The 23,722-nt window shown below is 72.8% G+C and carries 12 protein-coding genes; 4 read left to right on the top strand and 8 right to left on the bottom strand.

Going from position 1 to position 23,722, the window contains the following annotated elements:
• The 4 genes from AC4IJH_RS18830 to AC4IJH_RS18815 form a co-directional block, all read right to left on the bottom strand.
• Positions 1–6,878 (bottom strand): amino acid adenylation domain-containing protein (locus AC4IJH_RS18830; protein WP_490852910.1); only part of this gene is annotated, 6,878 nt, incomplete at its 3' end.
• Positions 6,878–10,876, bottom strand: a complete 3,999-nt coding sequence (locus tag AC4IJH_RS18825) for a non-ribosomal peptide synthetase (RefSeq protein WP_490852909.1) — start codon at positions 10,874–10,876, stop codon at positions 6,878–6,880. The genes AC4IJH_RS18830 and AC4IJH_RS18825, both read right to left, overlap by 1 nt.
• A gap of 758 nt (positions 10,877–11,634) precedes the next feature.
• Entirely contained in the window at positions 11,635–12,753 is a 1,119-nt protein-coding gene (locus AC4IJH_RS18820) for a hypothetical protein (RefSeq protein WP_490852908.1), read from the bottom strand.
• A 139-nt stretch (positions 12,754–12,892) separates the two neighbouring features.
• Complete coding sequence (locus AC4IJH_RS18815; RefSeq protein WP_490852907.1) at positions 12,893–13,660, bottom strand: sulfite exporter TauE/SafE family protein; 768 nt, start codon at positions 13,658–13,660, stop codon at positions 12,893–12,895.
• A 65-nt stretch (positions 13,661–13,725) separates the two neighbouring features.
• On the opposite strand from AC4IJH_RS18815, the gene AC4IJH_RS18810 reads away from it, so the two are divergent.
• Positions 13,726–14,445, top strand: coding sequence for an ArsR/SmtB family transcription factor (locus AC4IJH_RS18810; RefSeq protein ID WP_490852906.1), 720 nt, complete (start codon positions 13,726–13,728; stop codon positions 14,443–14,445).
• 279 nt (positions 14,446–14,724) lie between these two features.
• Positions 14,725–16,380 (top strand): TlrC/CarA/OleB/SrmB family ABC-F type ribosomal protection protein, encoded by a 1,656-nt coding sequence (locus AC4IJH_RS18805; RefSeq protein ID WP_490852913.1) that lies wholly within the window; start codon positions 14,725–14,727, stop codon positions 16,378–16,380.
• Positions 16,381–16,402: 22 nt separating this feature from the next.
• On the opposite strand, the gene AC4IJH_RS18800 is transcribed toward AC4IJH_RS18805, so the two are convergent.
• Positions 16,403–16,963: a dihydrofolate reductase family protein gene (locus AC4IJH_RS18800; RefSeq protein WP_490852905.1), complete on the bottom strand. Its 561-nt coding sequence runs from the start codon at positions 16,961–16,963 to the stop codon at positions 16,403–16,405.
• 234 nt (positions 16,964–17,197) lie between these two features.
• Between AC4IJH_RS18800 and AC4IJH_RS18795 the strand changes: the two genes are divergently transcribed.
• Positions 17,198–18,298 carry a TolB family protein gene (locus tag AC4IJH_RS18795; RefSeq protein ID WP_490852904.1) on the top strand — a complete coding sequence of 367 codons (1,101 nt, stop codon included), beginning with the start codon at positions 17,198–17,200 and terminating at the stop codon, positions 18,296–18,298.
• Between the two features lie 7 nt (positions 18,299–18,305).
• On the opposite strand, the gene AC4IJH_RS18790 is transcribed toward AC4IJH_RS18795, so the two are convergent.
• The 3 genes from AC4IJH_RS18790 to AC4IJH_RS18780 all read right to left on the bottom strand — a co-directional run bounded on the left by AC4IJH_RS18790 (position 18,306) and on the right by AC4IJH_RS18780 (position 20,545).
• Positions 18,306–18,695, bottom strand: a complete 390-nt coding sequence (locus tag AC4IJH_RS18790) for a hypothetical protein (protein WP_490852903.1) — start codon at positions 18,693–18,695, stop codon at positions 18,306–18,308.
• Positions 18,696–18,710: 15 nt separating this feature from the next.
• The gene (locus AC4IJH_RS18785; RefSeq protein ID WP_490852902.1) at positions 18,711–19,487 is read right to left on the bottom strand and encodes an FHA domain-containing protein; all 777 of its coding nucleotides are present in this window, start codon (positions 19,485–19,487) and stop codon (positions 18,711–18,713) included.
• 173 nt (positions 19,488–19,660) lie between these two features.
• Positions 19,661–20,545, bottom strand: coding sequence for a S1 family peptidase (locus tag AC4IJH_RS18780; protein ID WP_490852912.1), 885 nt, complete (start codon positions 20,543–20,545; stop codon positions 19,661–19,663).
• A 248-nt stretch (positions 20,546–20,793) separates the two neighbouring features.
• Between AC4IJH_RS18780 and AC4IJH_RS18775 the strand changes: the two genes are divergently transcribed.
• Positions 20,794–23,715: an AfsR/SARP family transcriptional regulator gene (locus AC4IJH_RS18775; protein WP_490852901.1), complete on the top strand. Its 2,922-nt coding sequence runs from the start codon at positions 20,794–20,796 to the stop codon at positions 23,713–23,715.
• Positions 23,716–23,722: the final 7 nt, after the last annotated feature.

Raw genomic sequence — 23,722 nt, 5'->3', positions numbered from 1 at the left:
TCGCACCGACTCCGGTCCCGGCGGATGCCGCCGCCGGGACCGGCCCCTTCCGGGGGGGGGGGGGGGGGCCCCGCCGCCCCGCCCCCGGTCCGGTCGTCTGCGGCTGCCTCGTCACCCGCCGCGGGGGCGCGCTCGAAGTCGTACGTCGACAGGTCGAAGGCCGGCGGCGGGAAGTCCCACGGTGCCTGCGCGGGACCGGCGGGCCACTGGATCTGCTGCCCGGACAGCCAGGCGGCGGCCAGCTCCTCGGCCGAGCGGCCGTCGGCGGGGCGCAGCTCCTCACCCGCCGTCACCTCGCCCGCTGCCACGTCGGCATCCGCCGCCGTCCGCAGCCAGGCCACCGCGGCAGCCGCGTCCGCGCAGACCGCCGCCATCCGGTGGCGGCGCGCCGGGCGCCCGGCCTGGAGGTGCCGCAGCACCTGCGCGTACGCCTCGGGCCTGGCCTCCAGGTAGTCGGCGATCCGCGCGGCATCGGTACGCAGCGCCGCCGCGCTGCCGGCGGACAGCAGCAGGCAGGGGACGTACGGGGCCGCAGCGGGCGCCGCGAAGGGGGCGTCCTCGCCGGCCGGGTTCGCCCGGTGACGCTCCTCCTCGCCCGCCTCCAGCACCAGATGGGCATTGGTGCCGCCGATCCCGAAGCTGCTGACCGCCGCCACCCGCTTCCGGCCGACCGGCCAGGGCCGAGCCTTGGTCGGGATGTAGAACGGCGCCGGGTCGGGGCCGATCTGCGGGTTGAGACGGTGGAAGTCGACGTTGGGCGGAATCACGGCGTGGTGCACCGCCAAGGCGGCCCGCACCAGGCCGACCACGCCCGCCGCGGCGCCCAGGTGGCCGAGCTGGCTCTTGGCCGACGCCAGCGCGCAGTGGTCGGACTCGTCCAGGTCGAACGCCTGGCGCAGCGCCCCGACCTCGACCGGGTCGCCGAGCTGGGTGCCGGTGCCGTGCGCCTCGACGTAGCCCAGGTCGGCGCCGCTGCGGCCGCTGCGGCGCAGTGCGCTGCGGATGACCTCGCGCTGTCCGGCCAGCGAGGGCGCGCTGTAACTGAGCTTGCCCGCCCCGTCGTTGTTCAGCGCCGAGCCGGTGACCACCGCGTACACGGTGTCGCCGGCGCGCCGCGCCAGCCGCAGTGGCTTGAGCACCACCACACCGACGCCGCTGGCGCCGATGGTGCCGCTGGCGTCGTCGCTGAACGGACGGCAGTGCCCGTCCTTGGAGAAGATGTGCTGCGGCCGGTAGCGGTAGCCGCCGCTGAGCAGGGTGTCGACCAGTACGCCGCCGGCCAGCATCACCTCGGCGTCGCCCTGCCGCAGCAGACCCGCCGCGACATGCACCGCCACCAGCGAACTGGCGCAGGCCGCCTGCACGGTGAACGCCGGTCCCGACAGGCCCAGATGGTAGGCCGCCTTGGTGGCGAGGAAGTCCTTGTCGTGGTGCAGGGCCATCTGGAAGGTGTCCGGCAGCTGCGCCGGATCGCCCTCGCGCAGCATGGACTGGAAGTAGGTGTTCTCGCCGCAGCTGGCGACCAGCCCCACGCGCTGCCCGGCGGCGTCCGCCGTCGCACTGCGCCCCGCGCCGGTGTCGGAGATCCCGGCGTGCGCCAGCGCCTGGACGCAGCTCATCAGCAGATGGCGCTGCTGGGGGTCCATCAGCTGTGCGTCGCGCCTGCTGATGCCGAAGTGCTCGGGGTCGAAGTCGAGCAGCCCCGCCATCTGGCTGCGGGCGCCGACCAGGCCGTCGGGGGCGTCGAAGTGCTCGATGCCGCGGTCGCCGGCCTCCACCATGGACCAGAAGGCGGCCAGGTCCTCGGCGCCGGGCAGCCGCACCGCCATACCGACGACGGCGATGGGCTCGTCGGCTCCAATGGCGTCGGGAACGGCCCTGGTCGGCGTCTGCTGCTCGTCCGCCGAAGCCCGTACGCCGGTCTCCGCGGACGCCTGCCCGTCCAGGAAGCGCGCCAGGCGCCGGACGGTGACGTGCTCGAACAGATCGGGGATGGTCAGCGTCAGCCCCAGCTCGGCGGTGATGCGCAGATGGAAGCGCATCAGGCCGAGGCTGGAGGCGCCGGCGTCGAAGAAGCGCTGATCGGGGCCGACGGGCTTGCCGATCACCGCCTCGAACAGCTCGGTCAGCTGTGCCTCGCGCGCCGACAGGGCCGGTGCCGCGCCGCCGCGCGGGCGCACCTCCTCACCGGGTGCGGCCAGCGCCGCCCGGCGGTCCAGCTTGCCGCTGGGGGTACGGGGCAGCACCTCCAGCCGCCGGAAGCGGTCGACGCGCACGTACGAGGGCAGCAGCGGCGCCAGATGGCCCGCCAGGTCCTCGTGCGCCGGGGTGCGGTCGCGGCACTGGAGGCAGGCCACCAGATGATCGCCGTCGCGTGCCACCACGGCGTTGACGACCTCGGGGTGCGCCAGCAGCGCCGCCTCGACCTGGCCCAGCTCCAGCCGGTAGCCGCTCAGCTTGACCTGTTCGTCCTCGCGGCCCAGGTAGTGCAGCAGGCCCCGGCGGTCGAAGCGGGCCCGGTCGCCGGTGCGGTAGAAGGTGCCCTGGCCGGGCAGTTCGACGAAGCGTTCCTCGTTGAGGCCGGTGTCGCCCAGGTAGCAGGGCGCGGCCATCGGCCCGCCGATCAGCAGATCGCCGGGGCAGCCCGGGGGGACGGGCCGGTCGTCCTCGTCGACCACCCGCAGCCAGGCGTTGGCCACCGGGTGGCCGATGGCCGGGCGGGCCGGCCAGCTCGCCGGATCGCCCTGAAGGCACAGCGCGCTGGCCACATGGGTCTCGGTGGGCCCGTAGTGGTTGAACAGGCGCGCGCCCGGCAGCCCGGCGAACCAGCGGCGGATGGCGTCGGTGCACACCAGCTGCTCGCCCGCGGTGACGACCTCCCGCAGCTGCGAGGGGTAGATGCCCAGGTGCACGGCGTGCTCGGCGAGCAGCTGCAGGGCCACGTACGGCATGAAGACGCGCTCGATGCCGCCCGCCTGGAGGTGCGCCAGCAGCGCGGGCGCGTCCTGCCGCCAGCCGGGCCGGACCAGGTGCAGGGTGCCGCCGCCGCAGAGCGTGCCGAAGATCTCCTGGAAGGACACGTCGAAGGAGAGCGCGGAGAACTGCTGGGTGACGGCGCCGCCCGCCAGGCCGCCGTGCTCGGACTGCCACTGGAGCAGGTTGCACAGGGTGCGGTCGGGCACCTGGACGCCCTTGGGCGTACCCGTGGAGCCGGAGGTGAACAGGATGTAGAGCGGCTGCGCTCCGTCGTGCGTCGCTCCGTCGTGCGTCGATCCGTCGTGCTGCGCCCCGTCGTGCGGCGGCAGTTCGGGCGCGGGCGCCGCGGACAGTGCGACCGGGTGGCGCGGCAGGCCGTCCGGCGCGATCTCGTCGACCGCGGCCGCGCCGTGCGGCGGCACGAGGACGCACAGCGGCCGGGCCTGGTCCAGGATCTGCCGCAGCAGGGCCGGCGGGTAGGCCGGGTCCAGCGGCACGATCGTCAGGTTGAGGCGGGCCAGCGCCAGCAGCGCGACCACGTGCTCGACGGAGGGGTCCAGGTGGAGCGCGACGCGGCGCGGACCCTCCTCGCCCGGCACCAGCGGGTAGCGCTCGGCCAGCTCTGCGGCCAACGCGGCGGCGTGCGCGTCCAGTTCGGCATAGGTCAGGCTGCGCTCGCCGGACACCAGTGCCGTCGCGCCGGGGACCGAGCGGACCTGACGGGCGAAGCCCTCGGCGACCGTGGTGAAGTCGAGCGGCATCGGCACGCCGCGGCCCGGGTCGGCCAGGCCGCTGCGGTACGGGGCCACCAGCTCGGCCAGGGTGGCCGTGCCGCCCTCGGCCAGGCGGTCCAGGCCCTGCCGGAACAGGACGGTCATCGCCCGCACTTCGGCCTCGGTGAAGCTGTCGTGCCCGTACTCCCACAGGCAGTCGAAGCCGTCCGCGTGCTCGATGACCGACAGCGTCAGCGGGCACTTGGCCTCGGCGGGCACCGGCCACAGCGGGCGCGATGCGCTGCCCGGCAGCGCCAGCTGCGAGAAGTCGGTGTTCTCCAGGACGAACAGGATGTCGAACGGCGGGCTGTCGGTGCGGTGTTCCTGATCGGCCAGTACGTCGGCCAGCGCCACGTCCTGCCGGTCCAGCACCGTACGCACCCCCGCGGCCAGCCGCAGCAGCTGCGCGCGCAGCTCCTCACGCGGCGTCAGGTCCAGGGGCAGCAGCACCGTGTTGGCGAACATGCCGACGCTGGATTCGAAGTCCTGCACCGGGCGGTTGGCCACCGGACCCGCGATGCGCGGCCGGGCGCGGCCGGTCACGCCGTACAGGCTCCAGGCGAACACGCCCAGCAGCAACTGGAAGCGGGTCAGGCCCAGTTCGGCGCCCAGGCGGTCGAGGGTGGCCCGCAGGGCCGGGTCCAGGGAGGTGTGCAGCAGCCGCCCCTCGGGGCGGGTCGCGGGATCGACCGGCTCCAGCGGCTCCGACGTCTGCGCCAACTCGCCGTAGTACGCCTGGAGGTCGGCGCGCTGGTCGAGGTAGGCGGGACGGGTGAACCAGTCGGCCTGCCAGTCGGCGAAGTCCAGCGGGGTCGGCGCCGGGGCGTTGGTGGCCGGCAGGGTCTTTCCGCGCAGCACGGCCGCGTAGGCGGCCGACAGCTCGGCGAAGAGCACGTTGAGGGACCAGCCGTCGACCGCGATGTGGTGCAGGTGCAGCAGCAGTACGCCGCCGTCGTCCCGCGCCAGCCACGACGCCTGGAACAGCCTCGGCTGCGACAGGTCGAAGGGCCTGGCGAAGAGTTCACGGGCCGCGGTGCGCCAGTTGGCCCCGTCATGTCCCGGCGCGGCCATCGTCCACGGGTCGTACGGCTCGCCCACGACCTGGAGCAGGCCCTCGGGAGCGGCCCGGAAGGACGTGCGCAGCGCCGGGTGGCGTACCACCAGGTGCCGCAGCGCCTCGCGCAGCGCGTCGGCGTCGACCGTGCCCTCCAGGCGGAAGGCCTGCCCGACGTTGTAGGCGCAGGAGTGCGGGGTGCGCTGCTGCAGCAGCCACAGCCGCTGCTGCTCGGAGGTGGCCGGCGCCGAGCGCGCCCCGGCGGGGGCGGCGGGCATCGGGTAGGGCGGCTCCTCGGCGGCGGGAGTCGCCTCGACCGCCTCGGCCAGCTGCCCGAAGTCCCCTTGCAGCACGAGCTGTTGAGGCACCTCGCGGCCCCAGCGGCGGCGGATCTCGAAGCGCAGCCGCAGGGCCTTGAGCGAGTCGCCGCCGTTGGCTATCCAGCGGTCGCCCAGCCGCAGGTCCGGCACGTCCAGGATGCGCCCGGCCAGGCCGAGCAGCTCGCGCTGCAGTGCGGTGGTGGCCGGGCCCGCGACGTCCTCGGGCCGCCAGGGCCGGTCCTCGCGCGCCAGCAGCGCGGCCTGGTCGACCTTGCCGTTGGCGGTCAGCGGCAGCTCCGCGACCCGGTAGGCGCGGTGCGGGCGCATGTACGGCGGCAGGGTGGCCGACAGATGGCCGTCGAAGTCCTCGAAGGACAGCTCGGCGCCGAGCACCACATAGGCCAGCAGCTCATTGACGCCGTGTGCCGCGTCGCGGCGGGTGCACACGTAGGCCCGGCGCACCGCGGGGTGGGTCAGGATCTGCCGCTCCAGCTCGCCGGGCTCGATACGGAAGCCGCGGACCTTGACCTGGCGGTCGGCGCGCCCGACGTACACGATGCGCCCCTCGGCGTCCTGGCGCACCAGGTCACCGGTGCGGTAGTAGCGGCGCTCGCCGCCGTCGTGCCAGGGCAGCGTGACGAAGCGGCGCTCGGTCTCCTCGGGGAGGTTGCGGTAGCCGGCCGCCAACGCCTCGCCCGCCAGGTGGAGTTCGGCGACCTCGCCCACCGCGGCGGTCCGTGCGCCCTCGGCCACCAGCAGCGCCTCGGTGCCCGGCAGCTCGCGGCCGATCGGCACCACATCGCCGTCGAAGTCGCGCGCGATGGGGTGGATCAGCGCGAAGGTGGTGGCCTCGGTGGGCCCGTACACATTGTGCAGGCGGGTCGTGGCGCCGGCGTTGTCGCGGTACCACTTGCGGATCAGCGGGGCGTTGAGCTGCTCGCCGCCCACCAGCACCTGGCCGGCCTCGGCGAAGCAGTCCGGCACCTTGTCGACCACCGCGTTGAACAGCGCGACCGTGATGAACACGGTGTCCACGCGCTCCCGCCGCAGCGCCGCCGCCAGCAGCTCGGGCGTCTGTACGTCCGCGTCGCCCAGGATCACACAGCAGCCGCCGGTCAGCAGCGGCACCCACACCTCGAAGCTCACCGCGTCGAAAGCCGGGTTGGCCAGGCAGGCGTAGCGCGCCGCCTCGCCCAGCTCGATGTAGCCCGGCCGCGCCAGCCGCAGGATGCCGGCGTCGCGTACCTCGACGCCCTTGGGGCGGCCGGTGGTGCCGGAGGTGTAGAAGACGAAGGAGACCGCGGCGGCGGCCTGCGGCGGCAGCGGGTCGCCCTGAGAGGCCAGCAGCGCGGACACGGCCAACGGCGTGATGCCGTCCGGGAGTTCGGCGGGTGCGGCATCGCCGTGGACGACCGCCGCGCTGGCCGAGTCCGTCAGGATGTGCCGGCGCCGCTCGGGCGGGCTCTGGGCGTCCAGCGGCACCACTGTCGCGCCCAGCCGCAGGATGCCGAGCATGGCGCACACCAGTTGCCAGGAGCGCGGCAGCGCTACCGCGACCGCCTGGCCGGGCCGTACGCCCTGGCGGTGCAGCGCGCCGGCGACGGCGGCACTGGCGGCGTCCAGCGCGGCGTAGTCCATGCGCCGCTCGCCGTCGACGAGCGCGACGGCGTCCGGCGTGCGCCGCGCCTGGTCGAGTACGGCCTGCGCCAGGCCGGTGTCCTGGGCCCCTGCGGGCAGCTTCGATCCGGTGAACATCACGCCTCCTGCTGTGCCGCTGCCGACTCGCCTGGCTGCCCGGCGGCGGGTGGCGCATGGGGTGTCGCCATGAGGGCCAGCTCGGACTCGATACGGGTGGCGATGCGCAGCACTTCGGCGGACTCCAGCATTTCCCAGTGGTCGCAGTTGACCGGCTCGACCTCGAAGCCGTCCTCGGCGCGGCGCTGCCAGAAGGCGCGCACCTCGCGCAGGCCGTCGGTGTCCGTGCCGTCCCCGACGGCCTGCATCAGGACGGTGCGGGCCCGGGAAGGCGGCGCGAGGTAGTCCCGCGTGCTGAGCCGGTTGTGGTTGTAGATGTGGAAGTACTGATCGATCTGCCGGTCGTCGATGCCCGGGTACATGCCGTTGAACTTGACCAGCTTCTCCCGGAATTCGGCCATATCGGCCGGTTCGACCTGGGTGCGTGCGGCCTCGTCGTCCGTGCCCAGGGCGTCCAGCAGGACCACGCTCAGCCCGGTGTGGCCCCGCTGCGCCAGCAGACGGCCCATCTCGTGGGCGACCAGGCCGCCGTAGGAGAGCCCGCTGAGCACCAGCGGCCCGTCCAGCAGCGGCTCGATCAGCTTCAGATACGCCTCGGCCATCGCCTCGACCGTGGGCAGGAACTCCTCGCCCGGGTTCACGCCGGGCGACTGGATGCCGTAGACGCCGCAGTCCTCGGGCAGTGCCTTGGCCAGCGAGAGGTAGCAGAAGGCGGTGCCGCCCGCGGGGTGGACGCACACCACCCGCCGGCGCCCTTCGCCCTTGCGGAACTCGATCAGATTGCTCTCGGGCTTGCCCGAGGCGCCGCGCCGCAGCCGCCCGCCCAGCGCTTCGATGGTGGGGTGCAGCATGATGTCGCGGATCGGCAGTTCCTCGCCGAACTCCTCGCGGATGGCGTGCGCCATCTTGATGGCGGAGATGGAGGTGCCGCCGATGTCGAAGAAGCTGTCGCCGATGCCTATCTCGGGCTGCAGCAGCAGCCGTTGCCATATCTGATAGAGCCTCAGCTCGATCTGGTCGCGCGGGCTGGCCTGGTTGACCTGCGCGGGGCCGCCGGTACGCGCGCGCTCCAGCAGCGCCGCGCGGTCGAGCTTGCCGTTGGCGGTCTGCGGCAGCTGCGGCACCTCGACGTAGAGCGACGGAATCATGTACTCCGGCAGCCGCTCGGACAGCGCGGTGCGCCACTGGCCCGCCGGCAGCGGGGCCTCCTCGCCGCGGGCGACGCAGGCCACCAGCCGCGGTTCACCGGCACCGTCGCGGTCGGCCAGCACCGCCGCCTCCTGCACGCCCGGCTGGGCCAGCAGCGCCGCCTCGATCTCGCCCAGCTCGATACGGAAGCCGCGCACCTTGACCTGGTGGTCGCGCCGCCCGGCGTACACCAGCTGGCCCTCCGCCGACCAGCGGGCCAGATCGCCCGTACGGTACATCCGCTCGCCGCTGACGAAGGGGTCGGGCACGAAGCGCTCGGCGGTCAGGTCGGGGCGGCCCAGATAGCCGCGGGCCAGCCCCGCTCCGGCGACGTACATCTCGCCCGCGACGCCGACCGGCACCGGCTCCAGGCGCTCGTCGAGCAGATAGACACGGGTGTTGGCCAGCGGCCTGCCGATCGGGCACTGGCGCGCCAGCGGCCGCGGGCCGAGATAGGTGGTGCAGTACAGCGTGGTCTCGGTGGGCCCGTAGCCGTTGAGGATGCGCAGGCCCGGCAGCTGCTGCTCCAGGCGGTGCAGGGTGTCCTCGGGCAGCGGCTCCAGCCCCGTCAGCAGATGGCGCAGCGCCAGGCCCTCCAGGCGCTCGGCGGGCGCCTCGTCGAACCACTTGACGAACGCGGGCGGCAGCAGGATCTGCACGATGCCGTGCGTACGGAGCCAGCCCGTCAGCGCCGCGGGGTCGCTGCGCAGATCGTCGGGGACCAGGTGCAGTACGCCGCCGACGATCAGCGGCAGCAGGATCTCCTGCACCGAGGCGTCGAAGGCGAAACTCGGCCACAGCGCGGAGGCCTCACCCGGGGTCGCCTCGAACTCGGCGAGCCAGTTGTCCAGCAGGTTCAGGATGTTGCCGTGCATCGCGCCGACGCCCTTGGGGCGGCCGGTCGAGCCCGAGGTGTAGATCACGTATGCCAGGTCGGCCGGGCGCGGCACGATTCCGGGCGCGTCCTCGCGCCCCGCCTCGGCCTCGACGGCGCTCAGCGAGAGCCAGCCGGCGGGCGGCGCGTCGGCATTGCTCAGGACGAGCGCCGCCGCGGCGTCCGCCACCATGCCCGACAGCCGCTCCTGGGGCAGTGCGGGGTCCAGCGGCATGTAGGCGGCGCCAGTCTTCAGGACGCCCAGGATGCCCACCACCAGCTCGGCCGAGCTGGTGGTGTGGAGCCCGACCACCTGGCCGGGGCGTACCCCGCGGGCGATCAGGGCGTGGGCCAGCCGGTTGGCGCGCTGCTCCAGCGTGGCGTAGTCCAGCTTCGCCTCGTCACAGACCAGCGCCAACTGGCCGGGGCGCTCGCGCACTTGGGCCTCGAAGCGCTCCATCAGGCCGGCCGCACCGGTGGCGCGGGCGGTGTCGTTCCAGTCCACCAGCAACTGGCGGCGCTCCTGCTCGTCCAGCAGCGAGAGGGCGGCCGTCCCCCGGCCGGGCTGCTGTGCCATCTGCTCCAGCACCCGCCGCAGATAGCGGCCGCAGCGCTCGGCGGTCCCGGCGTCGAACAGGGCGGTGGCGTACTCCAGGGTGCCGACGACGCGGCCGTCGACCTCCGCCAGGGACAGCGCCAGGTCGAACGTGGCGAGGGGGTAGGAGGAGTCGAGCAGCTCCGCCTGGAGGCCCGGCAGCTCCAGCTCGCCCTCGTCGCCGTTGTGCCAGGCGACCGTCGCCTGGAACAGCGGCGTGTGCGCCATGCTGCGGGCCGGGTTGGCCAGCTCCACCACCTGCTCGAACGGCAGGTCCTGGTGCTCCAGGGCCTCCAGGGTCACCCGGCGGACCTGCTGGAGCAGCTCGGAGACCGTCGGCGCGCCGGCCAGGTCGATGCGCAGGGCCAGCGTGTTGACGAAGCAGCCGATGGCGCCTTCCAGCTCGGGGCGGCGGCGGTTGGCGGCCGGCGTGCCGATCACCACGTCGTCCTGGCCCGCCATCCGCGACAGCACCAGCGCCCAGGCGGCCAGCACGGTCATGAACAGGCTGGCCCGGTGCTGTTGGCCCAAGTCCTTCAGCGCGGCGGTCAGTTCCTCGTCGAGGACCAGCGGCAGCCGCCCGCCGCTGAAGTCCTGCTCGGCGGGGCGCGGCCGGTCCGTGGGCAGTTCGAGCAGTTCCGGGGCGCCCGCCAGGACGCTCTTCCAGTAGGCGACCTGCTCGGCGGGCCCGCCCTGCTCCATCCACCGCCGCTGCCAGGCGGCGTAGTCGGCGTACTGCACCGGCAGCGGCGGCAGCGGGTCGGCGCCGCCGCGCCGGAAGGCGTCGTAGAGCACGCCGAGCTCCCGCGTCAGCACGCCCATCGACCACCCGTCGAAGGCGATGTGGTGCGGCGTCAGCAGCAGGACGTGCTGCTCGGCGCCCAGGACGACCAGGCGGCCGCGGACCGGGCAGCCCCGCGTGAGGTCGAACGGCGCGGTGGCCTCTTCCCGCTGTACGGCGGCCAGCCGTGCCTCGGCGTCGGCCAGGCCGGTGAAGTCGTGGACCTGGAGGGGGAATCCCGTATCGGCCGGGCCGACCTGCTGAAAGGCCTCGCCCGCAATGGAGACCAGGCGTGTGCGCAGAACTTCGTGCCGGGCCACCAGCGCGTCCAGCGCCCGGGTCAGCGCCTCGCGGTCGAGTCTGCCGCGCAGCCGTACGGCGAGCGGCATGTGGTACGCCTCACTCGCGCCCTGCATCTGTGCCAGAAACCACAACCGCTGCTGCGAAGAGGACAGGGCCAGCGGAGCGGTGCGGTCCACCAGCGGTTCGACGGCGGTTCGCTGCCGCGTCGCGTTGAACTGCTCGGAGGACACATCGCGGGAGGTTCGATTCGCCGACAAGGCTCGCCCTTCTCCTCTGCGGGAGGTTTGTTCGTGGGGGGTGAATGGGGGTATTCAGCAGGACTGGGCGTGCCGGAAGCCGGTCCCGGAATGCTTCAAGTGCGTTTCGGCTCGCGCGATGTGAGGTCAGGTGGCGCGGCACGGTGCGGGGCCCGGGACTTCACGGACCAAGGGCAACGGGTGCAGGCGCACAGCGGCTTGTCGAGGCGGGGCAAGCAGAAAGCGGCAGTCGCACCATTGGCTGGTGTTGGACTGTCCACCGCCTCAAGTGGCCATGGTACCTACCCACTTCCTCGCAACATCCGGGCATGCGAAGGCCCTGTACACAGCGTTCACTCCGACCATCGCGCCGATCACCCGTTCGACATCCAGATGATTGTTTAAGACCTCAAAGCATGTCAATGGGCGGTTGTTTTGCCCCGGTCACAGAATCCGTGAACAGGACCCGGATCCCGGCGGCGGTGACGGGCTCGATAAGCTGTCGCTCGACGTGGGCCCCGCATTGCGAGCGGTGCGTGCACCGGAAATCACGAAGCGTTACTCCCGCCCGGCAAAGAGCGCCATGAATTGCGTAGGAAGACGGGAAGAAGGCGGGGAGAAGGCGGGGAGAAGACGGCGAGAAGACGGCGAGAAGACGGCGAGAAGGCGGGAAGGGGCAACCCGCCGTTCCCGACGGTCCGAGAAAAGGAAAGGCCGTGGCCCCGAGGTGTGAAATCACCCCTGGACCACGGCCGTTCAACTGCCGTGCGGTGGACCGGCTACTGTCCGGCGGACGCCTTGCGCAGCGCGCTGATGCAGCTGCCGATGGCCTGCTGGAGCGCCTCCAGCTGCTGCACCATGTCGTCCTCGTAGATGTCGTCGGCGTCGTCGAGGGTCAGCTCCTCGAACACCTTCGTCGCCTTGTGCAGGCTGTTGTAGAAGCGGGTGCGCCGCTCCTGGATGTGCAGCTCCGGGTCCGCCTCGACGGCCTGGACGACCAGCTCCTTGACCGTGTCGTACGCCTCGGTGGCCCACTCGCCCGCCTCTTCGGCGTCGTCCAGCTCGTCGATGAGGGACAGATGCCGCTCGGCCTCGGCGCGCAGCTCCGCGGGGGCGTCGACCTTCTGCCCGGCGGGCGTCTTGATCTGGCCGTTCTCCACGATCTGGCGCACATAGCCGATGCGGTCGGCCGCCCTGGTCTCGGTGGCCACCGCCTTCTTCAGCTCGTCGGTACGGGCGATGTCGCGGGCCATTTCGGTCTGCAGCGCCGGGTCGTCCTTGAGCCGGTCCAGCAGCGCCTGCCGCGCGGCCTGCGCGGTGCCGGGGTCGGCGAGGATCGCGGCCCGCAGCGCGGTGGGGTTCTCGGCCACCTCCAGGGCCTTGGTCGGGCGGATGCCCTCCGCCTCGGCCGCGGCCGAGATGGCGTTGCCCCGTACCGAGGTCGCGCTGTTGCGGGAGACGTAGTACGAGAGCCACACGTCCGCGTCCGGCAGCTCGATGTCCTCACCCGGGACCAGCACCTCGAAATGCGGTACGAGCCCGTCGTCGGCGGCCTTGTCCCACGCCTTGTAATAGCGCATGACGCGCTCGGGCGAGCAGCCGGCCAGCATGCTGAACTCCTTGGCGGACACCTTCGGCGTCTCACCGGCGGGCTGCCCGCCGGGCCGGACGCTGCGCGCCACCTTCAAGGCGAATGCCCAGCCGCCGGTCCGCGCATAGGCCCCGAACTCACGCGCGTCCCGCGCCACCGGGTCCTGGGCCACCGATTCCCGCGCCACCGGGTCCTGGGCCACCGATTCCTGCGCCACCGGGGCCTGCGTCACCGATTCCTGCGCCACCGGGGCCTGGTCATCGGCGGAAGGGACGGCCGCTTCGGACGGAGCGATCGCAACGGTCACAGAGAACTCTCCTGAATACATGCAAGTGCACACCACAAAGACACGAACGTGCAGCCTATATGAACCCATAGTTCCGGTTCTGGAGGCAGGGGGAGAGGGGCGCGGCCGCAGGGCCGGGCGCGACGGTGCGGAGGGGCTCTCAGCGCAGCAGCAACTGGGCGATGGCCACGGTGCCGACCGTCACGATGAAGGTGCGCAGGACCGCGGGGCTGAGCCGGCGGCCGGCCGTGGCCCCGATCTGGCCGCCGATGGCGGAGCCGGCCGCGAGCAGGACGACGGCCGTCCAGTCGACGTCCGCGACGGCCAGGAAGAAGACGGCCGCGACGGCGTTGACCACGGCGACCAGAACGTTCTTGATGGCGTTGAGGCGCTGCATATTGTCGTCGAGGGCCATGCCCATCAGGGACATATAGATGATCCCCTGGGCGGCGGCGAAGTAGCCGCCGTAGACGCTGGCCAGCGTCAGACCGGTGAGCAGCAGCGGGCCGCCGTCGGTGCGGACGGCCGTGCCGGTCAGCTCGCGCCGTTTGCGCAGCTGCCGGCTGATCCGGGGCTGCAGGACGACCAGTAAGAGAGCGAGGCCCACCAGCGCCGGCACGATCCGCTCGAAGGCCGAGGCGGGCAGCGCCAGCAGGAGCGTGGCGCCCGTGAGGCCGCCGAGCAGGGCGCCGGCGGTCAGCTTCAGGATGCGCCGGCCCTGGCCGGACAGTTCCTTGCGGTAGCCGATGGCCCCGCTGATCGAGCCGGGGATCAGTCCGAGCGCGTTGGAGACGGTGGCGGTGACCGGCGGCAGGCCGGTCGCCAGCAGAACCGGAAAGGTGATCAACGTCCCCGAGCCGACGACCGTGTTGATGGCACCGGCCCCCACGCCCGCTCCGAAGACGGCGAGCATCTCTCCCAAAGTCATGATCCGGAGCATAGGAACCGAACGCTTCGGCGAGAGCCGAAGCGTCGCGGGCAATAATCGAGCCCATGGACTTCCGGCGCGGCCACGAGGCGGGCCCCGATCTGGCGGCCGTGGCCAGGCTCCTGGCCGACGGCACGCGTGCGAGCTTCTGCTGGGCGCTGCTCGACGGCCGGGCCTGGACGGCGAACGAACTGGCGCGCCATGCGGGGGTGGCGGCCTCGACCGCGACCGAGCACCTGAACGCGCTGGTCCGCGGCAACCTCCTCGCCGAGGAACGGCAGGGGCGGCACCGCTACGTACGCCTGGCCGGCCCCCAGGTCGCCGAACTGATCGAGCACCTGGCCGCGTTGGCGCCCGACCGCCCCTCGCCGCCGCGCTCCCTGTCGGCGTCCGGCCGCCGCCAGGCCCTCGCGCACGCCCGTACGTGCTACGACCACCTCGCCGGAACGGTCGGCGTGGCGATCACCGACGCGATGACCGAGCGCGGGCTGCTGGACTGGCGGCAGGGGCTCAGGATCACCGACGACGGGGCGGCCTGGCTCGGGGACCTCGGCATCGCCGCCGACCAGGGCACCCGCCGCCCCTTGGTACGGTCGTGCCTGGACTGGACCGAACGCCGCCCGCACCTGGCGGGCGCCATCGGTGCCGCGCTGTGCCGCCACGCGTTCGACGCGGGCTGGATCGCCCCCATCGGCACGACGCGCGCCGTGATCGTCACGGCCGCCGGGCGGTCCGCGCTCCACGAGCATCTCGGCCTGCCCGACGCTCGCCTTGCGCACAAATGACGAGGCGGGGAGCCTAGGTCACCCCCCCCCTAGCAAGGCGAGACGTTTCGTCTTGCCAACGGGGGAATCGGCCCGTACAGTACTCGGCATGGGTTCCCTGTGATGGCCGACCGCGCGACCGCGTAGAGCTTCGCTCCGCCGTCGCGACCATCCGTACGCCGACAGCTCCACCGCCGCTGCCCCAGCGGCGGTCCCGGCATGCGGATGCGTCCTCGCCCCGTCTCGATGATCCGCATGAACCGCTCCGGCCCGCCCGGCCGGGAACAGGGGGACACCTCTATGGCCACCGCCCAACTGACCCTCCACAACGTCACCAAGCGCTACGACGAGCACGTCGTGCTCGACCGGATCTCCTGCACCGTCAAGCCGGGCGAGAAGGTCGGTGTCATCGGCGACAACGGCTCGGGGAAGACCACCCTCCTCAAGCTGATCGCCGGACAAGAGCGGCCCGACAACGGCGAGTTGACCGTCAGCGCACCCGGCGGCACGGGCTGCCTGGCCCAGGCGCTGGAGCTGCCGCCGGACGCCACCGTCCAGGACGCCGTCGACCTGGCCCTGGCCGCTCTGCGCGACCTCGAAGCGCGCATGCGCCGGGCCGAGGCCCATCTGGCGGCCGCCGCGGGGCCGGAACTGGACGCCGCGCTCGCCTCGTACGCCCGGCTGGTCGAGCAGTACGAGGCCCGCGGCGGCTACACGGCGGACGCCCGGGTGGACATCGCGCTGCACGGCCTGGGCCTGCCGGGCCTGCCACGCGCCAGACGGCTCGGCACCCTGTCCGGCGGCGAGCGGTCCCGTCTGGCCCTGGCCGCCACCCTGGCCTCCCGGCCGGAGCTGCTGTTGCTGGACGAACCCACCAACGACCTGGACGACCAGGCCGTCGCCTGGCTGGAGGCACATCTGCGCGAACACCGCGGCACCGTGGTCGCGGTCACCCACGACCGGGTGTTCCTGGAACACCTCACCACCACGATCCTGGAGGTCGGCTCCGGCAAGGTTTCCCGCTACGGCAACGGCTACGACGGCTACCTCGCCGCCAAGGCCGCCGAGCGCCGTCGCCACCTGGAGGAGTACGAGCGGTGGTGCGCCGAACTGGCCCGCAGCCGGCGGCTGGTGGAGTCCAACGCGGCGCGGCTGAACGCCATCCCGCAGAAACTGTCCTTCGCCGTCTTCGGCCACGGCAACTTCCGGGCCCGCGTCCGCGGCCACGGCGCGATGGGCCGCATCCGCAACGCCAAGGAACGCCTCGCCCGGCTGACCGGCGACCCCGTCGCCCCACCGCCCCAGCCGCTCGTCTTCACCGCCCGCATCGGCACCACGTGTCAGGACGGCGGCAAGGAGGGTGAGCCGCCGGCGGTGGCCGAACTCGCCGACGTACGCATAGCGGGCCGGCTCCACCTGCCGCACCTGCGCATCCGGCCCGCCGAGCGGCTGCTGGTGACCGGCCCCAACGGCGCGGGCAAGAGCACCCTGATGCGGCTGCTGGCGGGCGAACTGCGGCCGGACACCGGCTCGGTACGCACCCCGGCCCGCGTAGGCCACCTGCGACAGGAGGAAACCCCCTGGCCCCCCGGTCTGACCCTGATCCAGGCCTTCGCCCACGGCCGCCCCGGCGACCCGGACGAACACCGCGAAACCCTGCTCTCTCTCGGCCTGTTCACCCGCGTTGACCTGCGCCTGCGGGTAGGGGAACTCTCCTACGGGCAGCGCCGCCGCATCGAACTGGCCCGCCTGGTCAGCGACCCGGTGGACCTGCTCCTGCTGGACGAGCCCACCAACCATCTGGCCCCCGCCCTCATCGAAGAACTGGAGCAAGCGCTGGACAGCTACCAGGGCGCCTTGGTGGTCGTCACCCACGACCGCCGGATGCGCACCCGCTTCACCGGCAGCCACCTGGCGCTGCACCACGGCCGCGTCAGCGAGCTCCAGGCGGCCTGACCGGCTGACACCGACCGGCCCGTCACGGCCTGGCGCGGTATCTGAGGAAGACCGTTCCGCCGCCGAAGCGGCGCTCGTCCAGCAGCTCGAGCCGGAGCAGGACGTCGTTGGGAAAGAGCCGTTTTCCGCCTCCCACCACGATGGGGGTGAGGAAGAGATGGCACTCGTCCACCAGACCGGCCTCGAACGCCGTGGCGGCGAGGCCGGGGCCGCTCACGGCGAGATCCCGTTCGGCGGACGCTTTGAGCCGGCGCACGGCCGCCGGGTCGAAGTCCCGCTCGAGGCGCGTCCTGGCGGTGGAGACGGAATCCAGCGTTGTGGAGTACACGACCTTCTCCGCCGCCTGCCACAACTGCGCGAAGTCCAGCATGACGGCCCGCCGGTCGGCCCAGGAATCCGCGGTTTCCCAGCCCGCCATCTCCTCGTACATCCGCCGCCCGTAGAGGTAGGTGCCGATCGGCCGCTCCAGCTCATTGATGAAGGAGTGCACTTCCTCGTTGGGAACGGCCCAGTCGTACGAGCCGTGCGCATCGGCGACAAAGCCGTCGAGCGAGGCGATGGCGGAATAGATCAACTTGCCCACGGCGATCTCCTGTTCCTGAGCGGCGCAGTCACACGGGAATGGTGCCCCTGCGAGTGCGAGGCGGCCGCGACCGGCACGCCGCCACGGCACGCTGCCACGGTGCGCCGATCGCGGTGCGCCGACGCTTCGCGCGCGGCGAGGGGTGTACGGAGAACTGCCGATCGCCGTCATGCCCGTGGTGCGGTGGTATGCGGCTGCCTCGCAGGGGGCGGGGCCGGTGTCCAAGGGGGAGACATGGCGAGACGCGTGCGTACATCCGTCCTGGCCGTTGCCGCGGCGGTCTGCGGCACGGCGCTGTCGCTGCCGGGGCAGACGGCGACTGCGGCACAGGCCGAGTCCACGGTCGTCAGAGTCAGTACGACGCCGGGCGGCGGCGGGGCGGACGGCGCCTCGGGCAACGCCGCCATCAGCGCCGACGGCCGCGTCATCGCCTACACCTCCAACCCCTCCGGCGACGCGCCCGCCGCGTGCCTGCACGACCGCGCCACCGGCAGGACGACGCGCCTGACCCCGCCGCCCGGCGCCCCCGGAAGCAGCCGGAGTGTGGCGGTGGCAGCCCTGAGCGCCGACGGCCGCCAGGCGGCCTTCACGGCCACCGGCCCGGACGCCCCCGTGCTCGCCTGCCTGCGGGACACGGCGCGGGGACGGACCACTCTGATCACGCCCAAGGACCTTGCGGAGAGCCGTGGTTACCGCGACACCACGGGTGTCTCGCTGAGCGGCGACGGCCGGTTCGTGGCCTATGCGCTCAGCGGCAGGAGCGGCGCGCGGGAGGACCTGTACGTGCGCGACCGCCGGACCGGCACCGTACGGCAGGCCGACGTGAACCCCGGGGGGGGGCTGCCGATGGACAAGGGGCGGATCATGCTGGGGGAGCTGAGCGCCAACGGGCGTACCGTGGCCTTCCGTTCCGATGTGAAGGGCCCGGCAGGCGAGACCTGCCCGCCCCGCGCGCAGGTGTACGCGCACGACCTGCGCAGCGGGCGTACCCAGGAGGTCGGCCGCGAGGGGCCCGGCGTCCAGGCGCGCGCGGTCAGCGGCGACGGACGGCGCCTGTGGGGAGCGGGACGGCAAACTCACCCTGCACGACCTGCACGACCTGCACGACCTGCACGACCTGCGCCCCGGCGAGCAGCGCACGGTCGCCCAGGGCTGGATGAACCAGGCCGGGCCGGGGGCACTGACCTGGCACGGCCGCGACGTGGTCTTCGGCAGCGCGTGTGCGGATGCGGTGCCGGGGGACACCAACGGTGCGAACGACGTGTTCGTCCGTGGCGTGGGGGAGGACGCGCCGTAGCCCCGCAGCGCGCCGGGCGGGCGGGGCGGGCCGGGTGATGACGCGCTACGGGGCGATCGCCCGGAGCACCGACTCGCCGAAGGGACCCAGCCATTGGGCGAGTGCGGTGATGGCCTCGGCGAGCGGGCCCGCCGCGGCCGTCAGCGCACCGGCGGCGGTCAGGGCGCGGGTGATGCGGACGAGGCGGTCGGCGGCGCGCGAGCGGTCGGGGGCCAGGGCGGTGAGGTCGGCGTTGAGCCCGTTGACCTCGTCGCGTACACCGGCGGCCAACTGCGGTGGCAGGGCCGTACGGTCGAGTGCGTCGCGCAGCCGGGCTACCAGGTCCAGGGGCAGCTGTGCGCCGCCGTGGAAGGTGCCGTGCTGGCCGCCGTGGATGGTCTGGTCGCCGGTGACGTTGTTGATGTTGCCCTGCTGACTGCCGATGTTGAAGGTCATGGCGTGCCCCCGTGGTCAGACGAGATAGGTCGTGCGCTCGATGGCGCGGCGGCGGGCGGCGGCGACGATGTGCAGCACGAACCCAATGATCATCAGGATGCTGCCGATGGCCGCCGCCACCCAGCCGAAGAGAAAGAGCGGAATTCCGCCGACCTGGTCGCCCCATACATCACCGAGGTCGTCGAAGGAGGGGAAGGAAGCGGAATTCCAGGGGTCACCGGAAGTCTCGAATCCCTTGCCGACATCGCCCATGAAGCGGAGGATTCCCCAGGCGAAGAGCCCGAAGCCGCCGACGCTGAGCAGGAAACCGAGGAGCAGCAGACGCCGCCCCCGGCTGCGGGTGGCCGCCACTTCCTTCAGGAAACTCTGCCGCGCTTCGTGGATGTGCTGGTCCCGGGCCACATTGTTGATGTTCCCGGCCTGCTGGGACCGGATGTCGAAGACGGGCGCCACCGCGGTCTGGGTGACGGACTGCGAGGGGTCGTCGTAGCGGGCGCAGACGTCACCGAAGCGGACCAGGTCCCCGCAGCGGAGCGGCTGGGGCGCCCGCACCCGTCTGTCGTTGACGTAAGTGCCGTTGGTGGAGGACAGGTCGGAGATCACGACCTGGGCGCCGGACCGGGTGAGCGTGGCGTGACGGCTGCTCACATGCGGGTGCGCCAGGTACAGATCGCAGTCGGGCGCCCGGCCGAGGACCTGTTGGCCGTCGGCCAGGGCGAGGGTGTGGTTCCGGAGTTCAGCAGGATGCGTAATCACCAGCCGCGGCTCTGCCGCGCCGCCACGAATGCCCATGGCGATCCCCCGTAGAGATGAGTCTGTGACCAGATTTTAGGGGTCCGACGGGTCCGGAGAGCCGGGGAAGCAGGAGGTGATATGCCCGTTGCTCTTACGCAGTTCGCGGTAGGGGGCGGCCCGCGGCAGGCGGAGCGTCCGTACGCCGGCCCGCCGCCCGGCCGGAGTCCCGGCTATGCCGCCCGTATCCCTGCCCGCACTCCCGGGACATCGGTGAACGCGGCGTCGGCCGGCTCGCAGGCCCGCCCCGCCGTCTCCCCGGCGAAGCTGAAGACGCCGACCAGCTCAGGACCGCGACGGCCCCATGCGACCAGGGGGCTCCCGCTGGCGCCGAAGCACATGGCAGCGCCGCCCTCGCGCAGGTCCCGGGCGCAGACCATCGAGGCCTCGTCGACCACGGCGGGTGTCTGCGCGGCGCACTGCGCATGGCTGCGGACGGTCAGATCGCCACGGCGCAGCATATCGCCGCGGATGTCCCTGCCCGGACCGGACGGGTCGGGCAGGGCCGTGGTGCCATGGCTGAAGATCGAGACGGGTGTGCCGGGGCGCGGACGCTGCCGCGCTACCGGGAGCGGCTCGACGTCGCGCACCGGGGAGGTGAGGCGGATCTCCGCCATGTCATAGGCGGCAGAGGACAGTTCGGGCCTGCCGGGGTCGACGGGGGAGGGCAGCAGCTTGTAGCGGGGGTGGAGCCTGACGCCGCGGATGTCACGTACGGTGCCCGGATCCTGCGACAGGACCGAGGAGCCGATGTGCGCCTCGACCGTGCGCGCGTCCACACCGTCGAGGCAGTGGGCCGCGGTGACTACGCGGTCGGGCGCTACCAGTGCGCCGCCGCACGACGCCCGCTCCAGCAGCGGAGCCGCCCCCTTCACGGCCAGCGTCGCGAGCCACGGAGCCGCTCCCGGCTGCGGCACCTGCGTACCGCCGACCATGGCCTGAGCCGGACCGGCCGTCGCGACGCCCGCTGCCGCACAGACCAGTGCCGTGCCGAGCACCGCCCCGATGCGGCCCCTGCGCGCCCGCCGCTGACTCCTCTGCCCCGCTTGCCTGCCCATCGTCACTTCGCCACTCCCGCATCGGTGTTGGTGCTCCTGAAACAGAAGGTAGTGCGCTGACGGCGGCGCGTAGTCAGCCCGCGGTCGCGTCCATGGTCATCCTTGCGGCGTACCACCCTGACGCCGTCTCAGGGGCCGCTGGGGCGCAGTGCTTTGGCCCGTAAGCCGTGTCCGAATCATGCCGGTCGCATCGGACAGTCGGGGAGACTGGCGGTTTCGAGGCATGGGTGCGGGAGACGGGGGAGTCCATGGCCGAGAGTGTGGAGCAGGGGCAGCAACTGCGGTTCACCGTCCTGGGGCCGGTGGACATCCGGCGCGGCGAGGAGCGACTCCAGGCCGGATCGCCGCAGCAGCGCGCCCTGTTGGCGACGCTCTTATTGCGCGACGGCAAGACGATGACGGCTCCGGAGCTGGTCGACGCGCTGTGGGGCGAGGACCCGCCGCAGAGCGCGACGGCCGCCCTGCGGACGTACGCGTCCCGGCTGCGCAGGGCCCTGGGGCCGGACGCGGACATGCTGGTCAGTGAGTCGGGCGGCTATGCGTTGCGTACCCACAGGGCGGCGCTCGACCTGGAGGACGCCGAGCGGTGGGCGGCCGAGGCCGAGCAGGCCCGCCGGCTGGGCGAGGTCGTCCGCTCCCGCGAACTGGCCGGACGGGCCCTGGCCCAGTGGACGGGCGAAGCGCTGGCCGGTGCGCCCGGACCGTACTGCCGGACGCAGCGCGCCCGCCTCGAAGAGCGGCGGCTGACTCTGCTGGAGGCCCGGATCGACCTCGATCTGCAGCTCGGCCGCCAGGCGGAAGTCGTCGCCGAACTGACCGCCCTGACCGCGGCGCACCCGCTGCGCGAGGGGCTGCGGGGGCTGCTGATGCTCGCGCTGCACCGCTGCGGACGCCAGGCCGAAGCGCTGGCCGTCTACGCCGATACGCGCCGGCTGCTGGCCGACGAACTCGGCGTCGACCCCCGCCCCGAACTCACCGAGCTCCACCGCCGCGTGCAGAGCGCGGACGCCGCACTGGCCGCCCCCATCAGACGGCAGCGGGACGCCGACACCCCGGGCGTCGTACCCGTCACCCCGGCACAACTTCCCGCGGCGGTCAGCGATTTCACCGGGCACGCGGCGGAGGTCAAGGAGCTGGCGGAACAGCTCGCCCAGGCGCAGGACGGCCGGGGGATGCAGCTGGCGGCGGTCTCCGGCGTCGGCGGCGTGGGCAAGACCGCCCTGGCCGTCCATGTCGCGCAGGCCGCACGCAAGCAGTTCCCGGACGGCCAGTTGTATGTGGATCTGCAGGGCGCGGGACCGGACCCGGCCGACCCCGCTGCCGTACTCGGCGCTTTCCTGCGAGCCCTGGGCGTCGCGGACTCGGCCATCCCGCACGGGCGGCAGGCGCGCATCGCGCTCTACCGCTCCACGCTGGGCGGCCGCCGCGTCCTGGTCCTCCTGGACAACGCCCGCGATGCCGCCCAGATCACGCCGCTGCTGCCGGTGGCGGACGGCTGCGCCGCCCTGGTCACCAGCCGCACCCGGATGACCGCTCTGGACGGCGCGTACGTGATCGACCTTGAGGTGATGAGCCCCCAGGAGGCCCTGACGCTGTTCGCCCGGATCGCGCCCGGCGCGGACGAGGCCGCCATCGAGGTGGTGGAGACCTGCGGATTCCTGCCGCTGGCGCTGCGTATCGCCGCCTCCCGCCTGTCCGCGCGCCGCAGTTGGACCGCCGGCGACCTGGCCCGCAAGCTGGCCGACGAACGGCGCCGCCTGGACGAACTCAAGGTCGGCGACCTGGCGGTCACGGCCACCTTCGAGCTGAGCTACGGCCAGCTGCCCCCGGATCAGGCCCGCGCGTTCCGCCTGTTGGCACTGGCCCACGGCCCGGACATCTCTTTGGAGGCAGCGGCAGCCGTACTCGACCTCGATGCCGAGCCCGCCAGGAGGCTGCTGCAGACCTTGGTGGACGCCTCCCTCCTGGAGACGCCCGCACCGGGCCGCTACCGCTACCACGATCTGGTACGCCTGTACGCCCGCGCCTGCGCCGAGCGCGACGAACCCTGTGACGCCCGGGACGCCGCGATGTCACGGCTGCTGGACTTCTACCTGGCGACGACGGGAACGGTGTGCTCGCTGGAGCGGCCCGGCGACCCCCTGACCCAGTACACCGCCCCCACCCAGTACCCCGGACTGACCTTCGAGGACCAGGACGCCGCCCAGCAGTGGCTGCGCGCCGAGGCGATCGCGCTGTTGGCCTGTGCCGGCGCCTCGACCGACCGCGGCGCCCTTCGCCGCGCGGTCGATCTCCTGCTGGTCGCCCGCGACCTGTGCGAATCGGGGGCCTACACCTGCGAACTCGAAGACGTCGACGTGCAACTGCTGACCGCCGTTCAAGCGGCGGGGGACCTCCGCGCCGAGGGACGGCTGCGCTTCATCATGGCGCGCATCCTGATCATGGGCGGCCGGTTCAACGAAGCGGTGCCGCAGGCCGAGGCCGCCGTCGAACTCTCCTCCCGCTGCGGTGACACGGTGCTCCACTCCTTCGCACTGGACGTCAGCGGCATCATCGCCGGTGTCCGGCTCCGCCTCCAGGACTCGGAGGCGTATCTGACCCGCGCCCTGGAGGCCTTCCGCAGCTACGGCAACCGGAGCAGCGAGGCCTGCGCCCTGTCCACCCTCGCCCGCATCTTCCTGGAGACCGGCCGCGTCGACGAAGCGCTGGAGACGGCCGAGCAGGCCCTGCTGATGTTCCAAGACCTCGGTACGACACGGGGTGTGGCCAACGGCCGGTTCGTGTACGGGCTGGCGCTGGCACGCGCCGGCCGCCCCGACGACGCGCTGCGGGAAATGGAGCAGGCCGTCACCGTCTTCCGCGACCGTCGGCTGCGCCCGTGGGAGGCCGAGGTGTACTACCACATGGCGGAAGTCCACTTCGCCGCAGGCCGGGTTGTGTGCGCGGCGGGCCTGGCGGAGCAGGCCCTGGCCGCCGCGCCCGCCGCCGTCAATGAATGGACCCGCGCCCACGTCCTCACCATGCTCGGACAGACCCTGCTGCACACCGGCCACCTCGACCGCGCCCGCGTCTGCTGGCACGAAGCCCTGGACATCCACGAGCGCCTGTCGTCCCCCGAAACGACGGAGATCCGGGAACTGCTGGCATCGCTGGACCCACCCGGCGCCTAGGGTCGTC

The sequence above is a fragment of the Streptomyces sp. UF-297 genome (assembly GCF_058245575.1).
Note: the sequence above shows the minus strand (reverse complement) of the source record. Positions and strands in the feature narration are given on the sequence as shown.

What these genes read in the sequence shown, in the direction of transcription:
- AC4IJH_RS18815 (WP_490852907.1), bottom strand. Translation starts at nt 13,660, where the DNA reads ATGACTTTGGGAGAGATGCTCGCCGTCTTCGGAGCGGGCGTGGGGGCC.
- AC4IJH_RS18810 (WP_490852906.1), top strand. Translation starts at nt 13,726, where the DNA reads ATGGACTTCCGGCGCGGCCACGAGGCGGGCCCCGATCTGGCGGCCGTG.
- AC4IJH_RS18805 (WP_490852913.1), top strand. Translation starts at nt 14,725, where the DNA reads ATGGCCACCGCCCAACTGACCCTCCACAACGTCACCAAGCGCTACGAC.
- AC4IJH_RS18795 (WP_490852904.1), top strand. Translation starts at nt 17,198, where the DNA reads ATGGCGAGACGCGTGCGTACATCCGTCCTGGCCGTTGCCGCGGCGGTC.
- AC4IJH_RS18790 (WP_490852903.1), bottom strand. Translation starts at nt 18,695, where the DNA reads ATGACCTTCAACATCGGCAGTCAGCAGGGCAACATCAACAACGTCACC.
- AC4IJH_RS18785 (WP_490852902.1), bottom strand. Translation starts at nt 19,487, where the DNA reads ATGGGCATTCGTGGCGGCGCGGCAGAGCCGCGGCTGGTGATTACGCAT.
- AC4IJH_RS18780 (WP_490852912.1), bottom strand. Translation starts at nt 20,545, where the DNA reads ATGGGCAGGCAAGCGGGGCAGAGGAGTCAGCGGCGGGCGCGCAGGGGC.
- AC4IJH_RS18775 (WP_490852901.1), top strand. Translation starts at nt 20,794, where the DNA reads ATGGCCGAGAGTGTGGAGCAGGGGCAGCAACTGCGGTTCACCGTCCTG.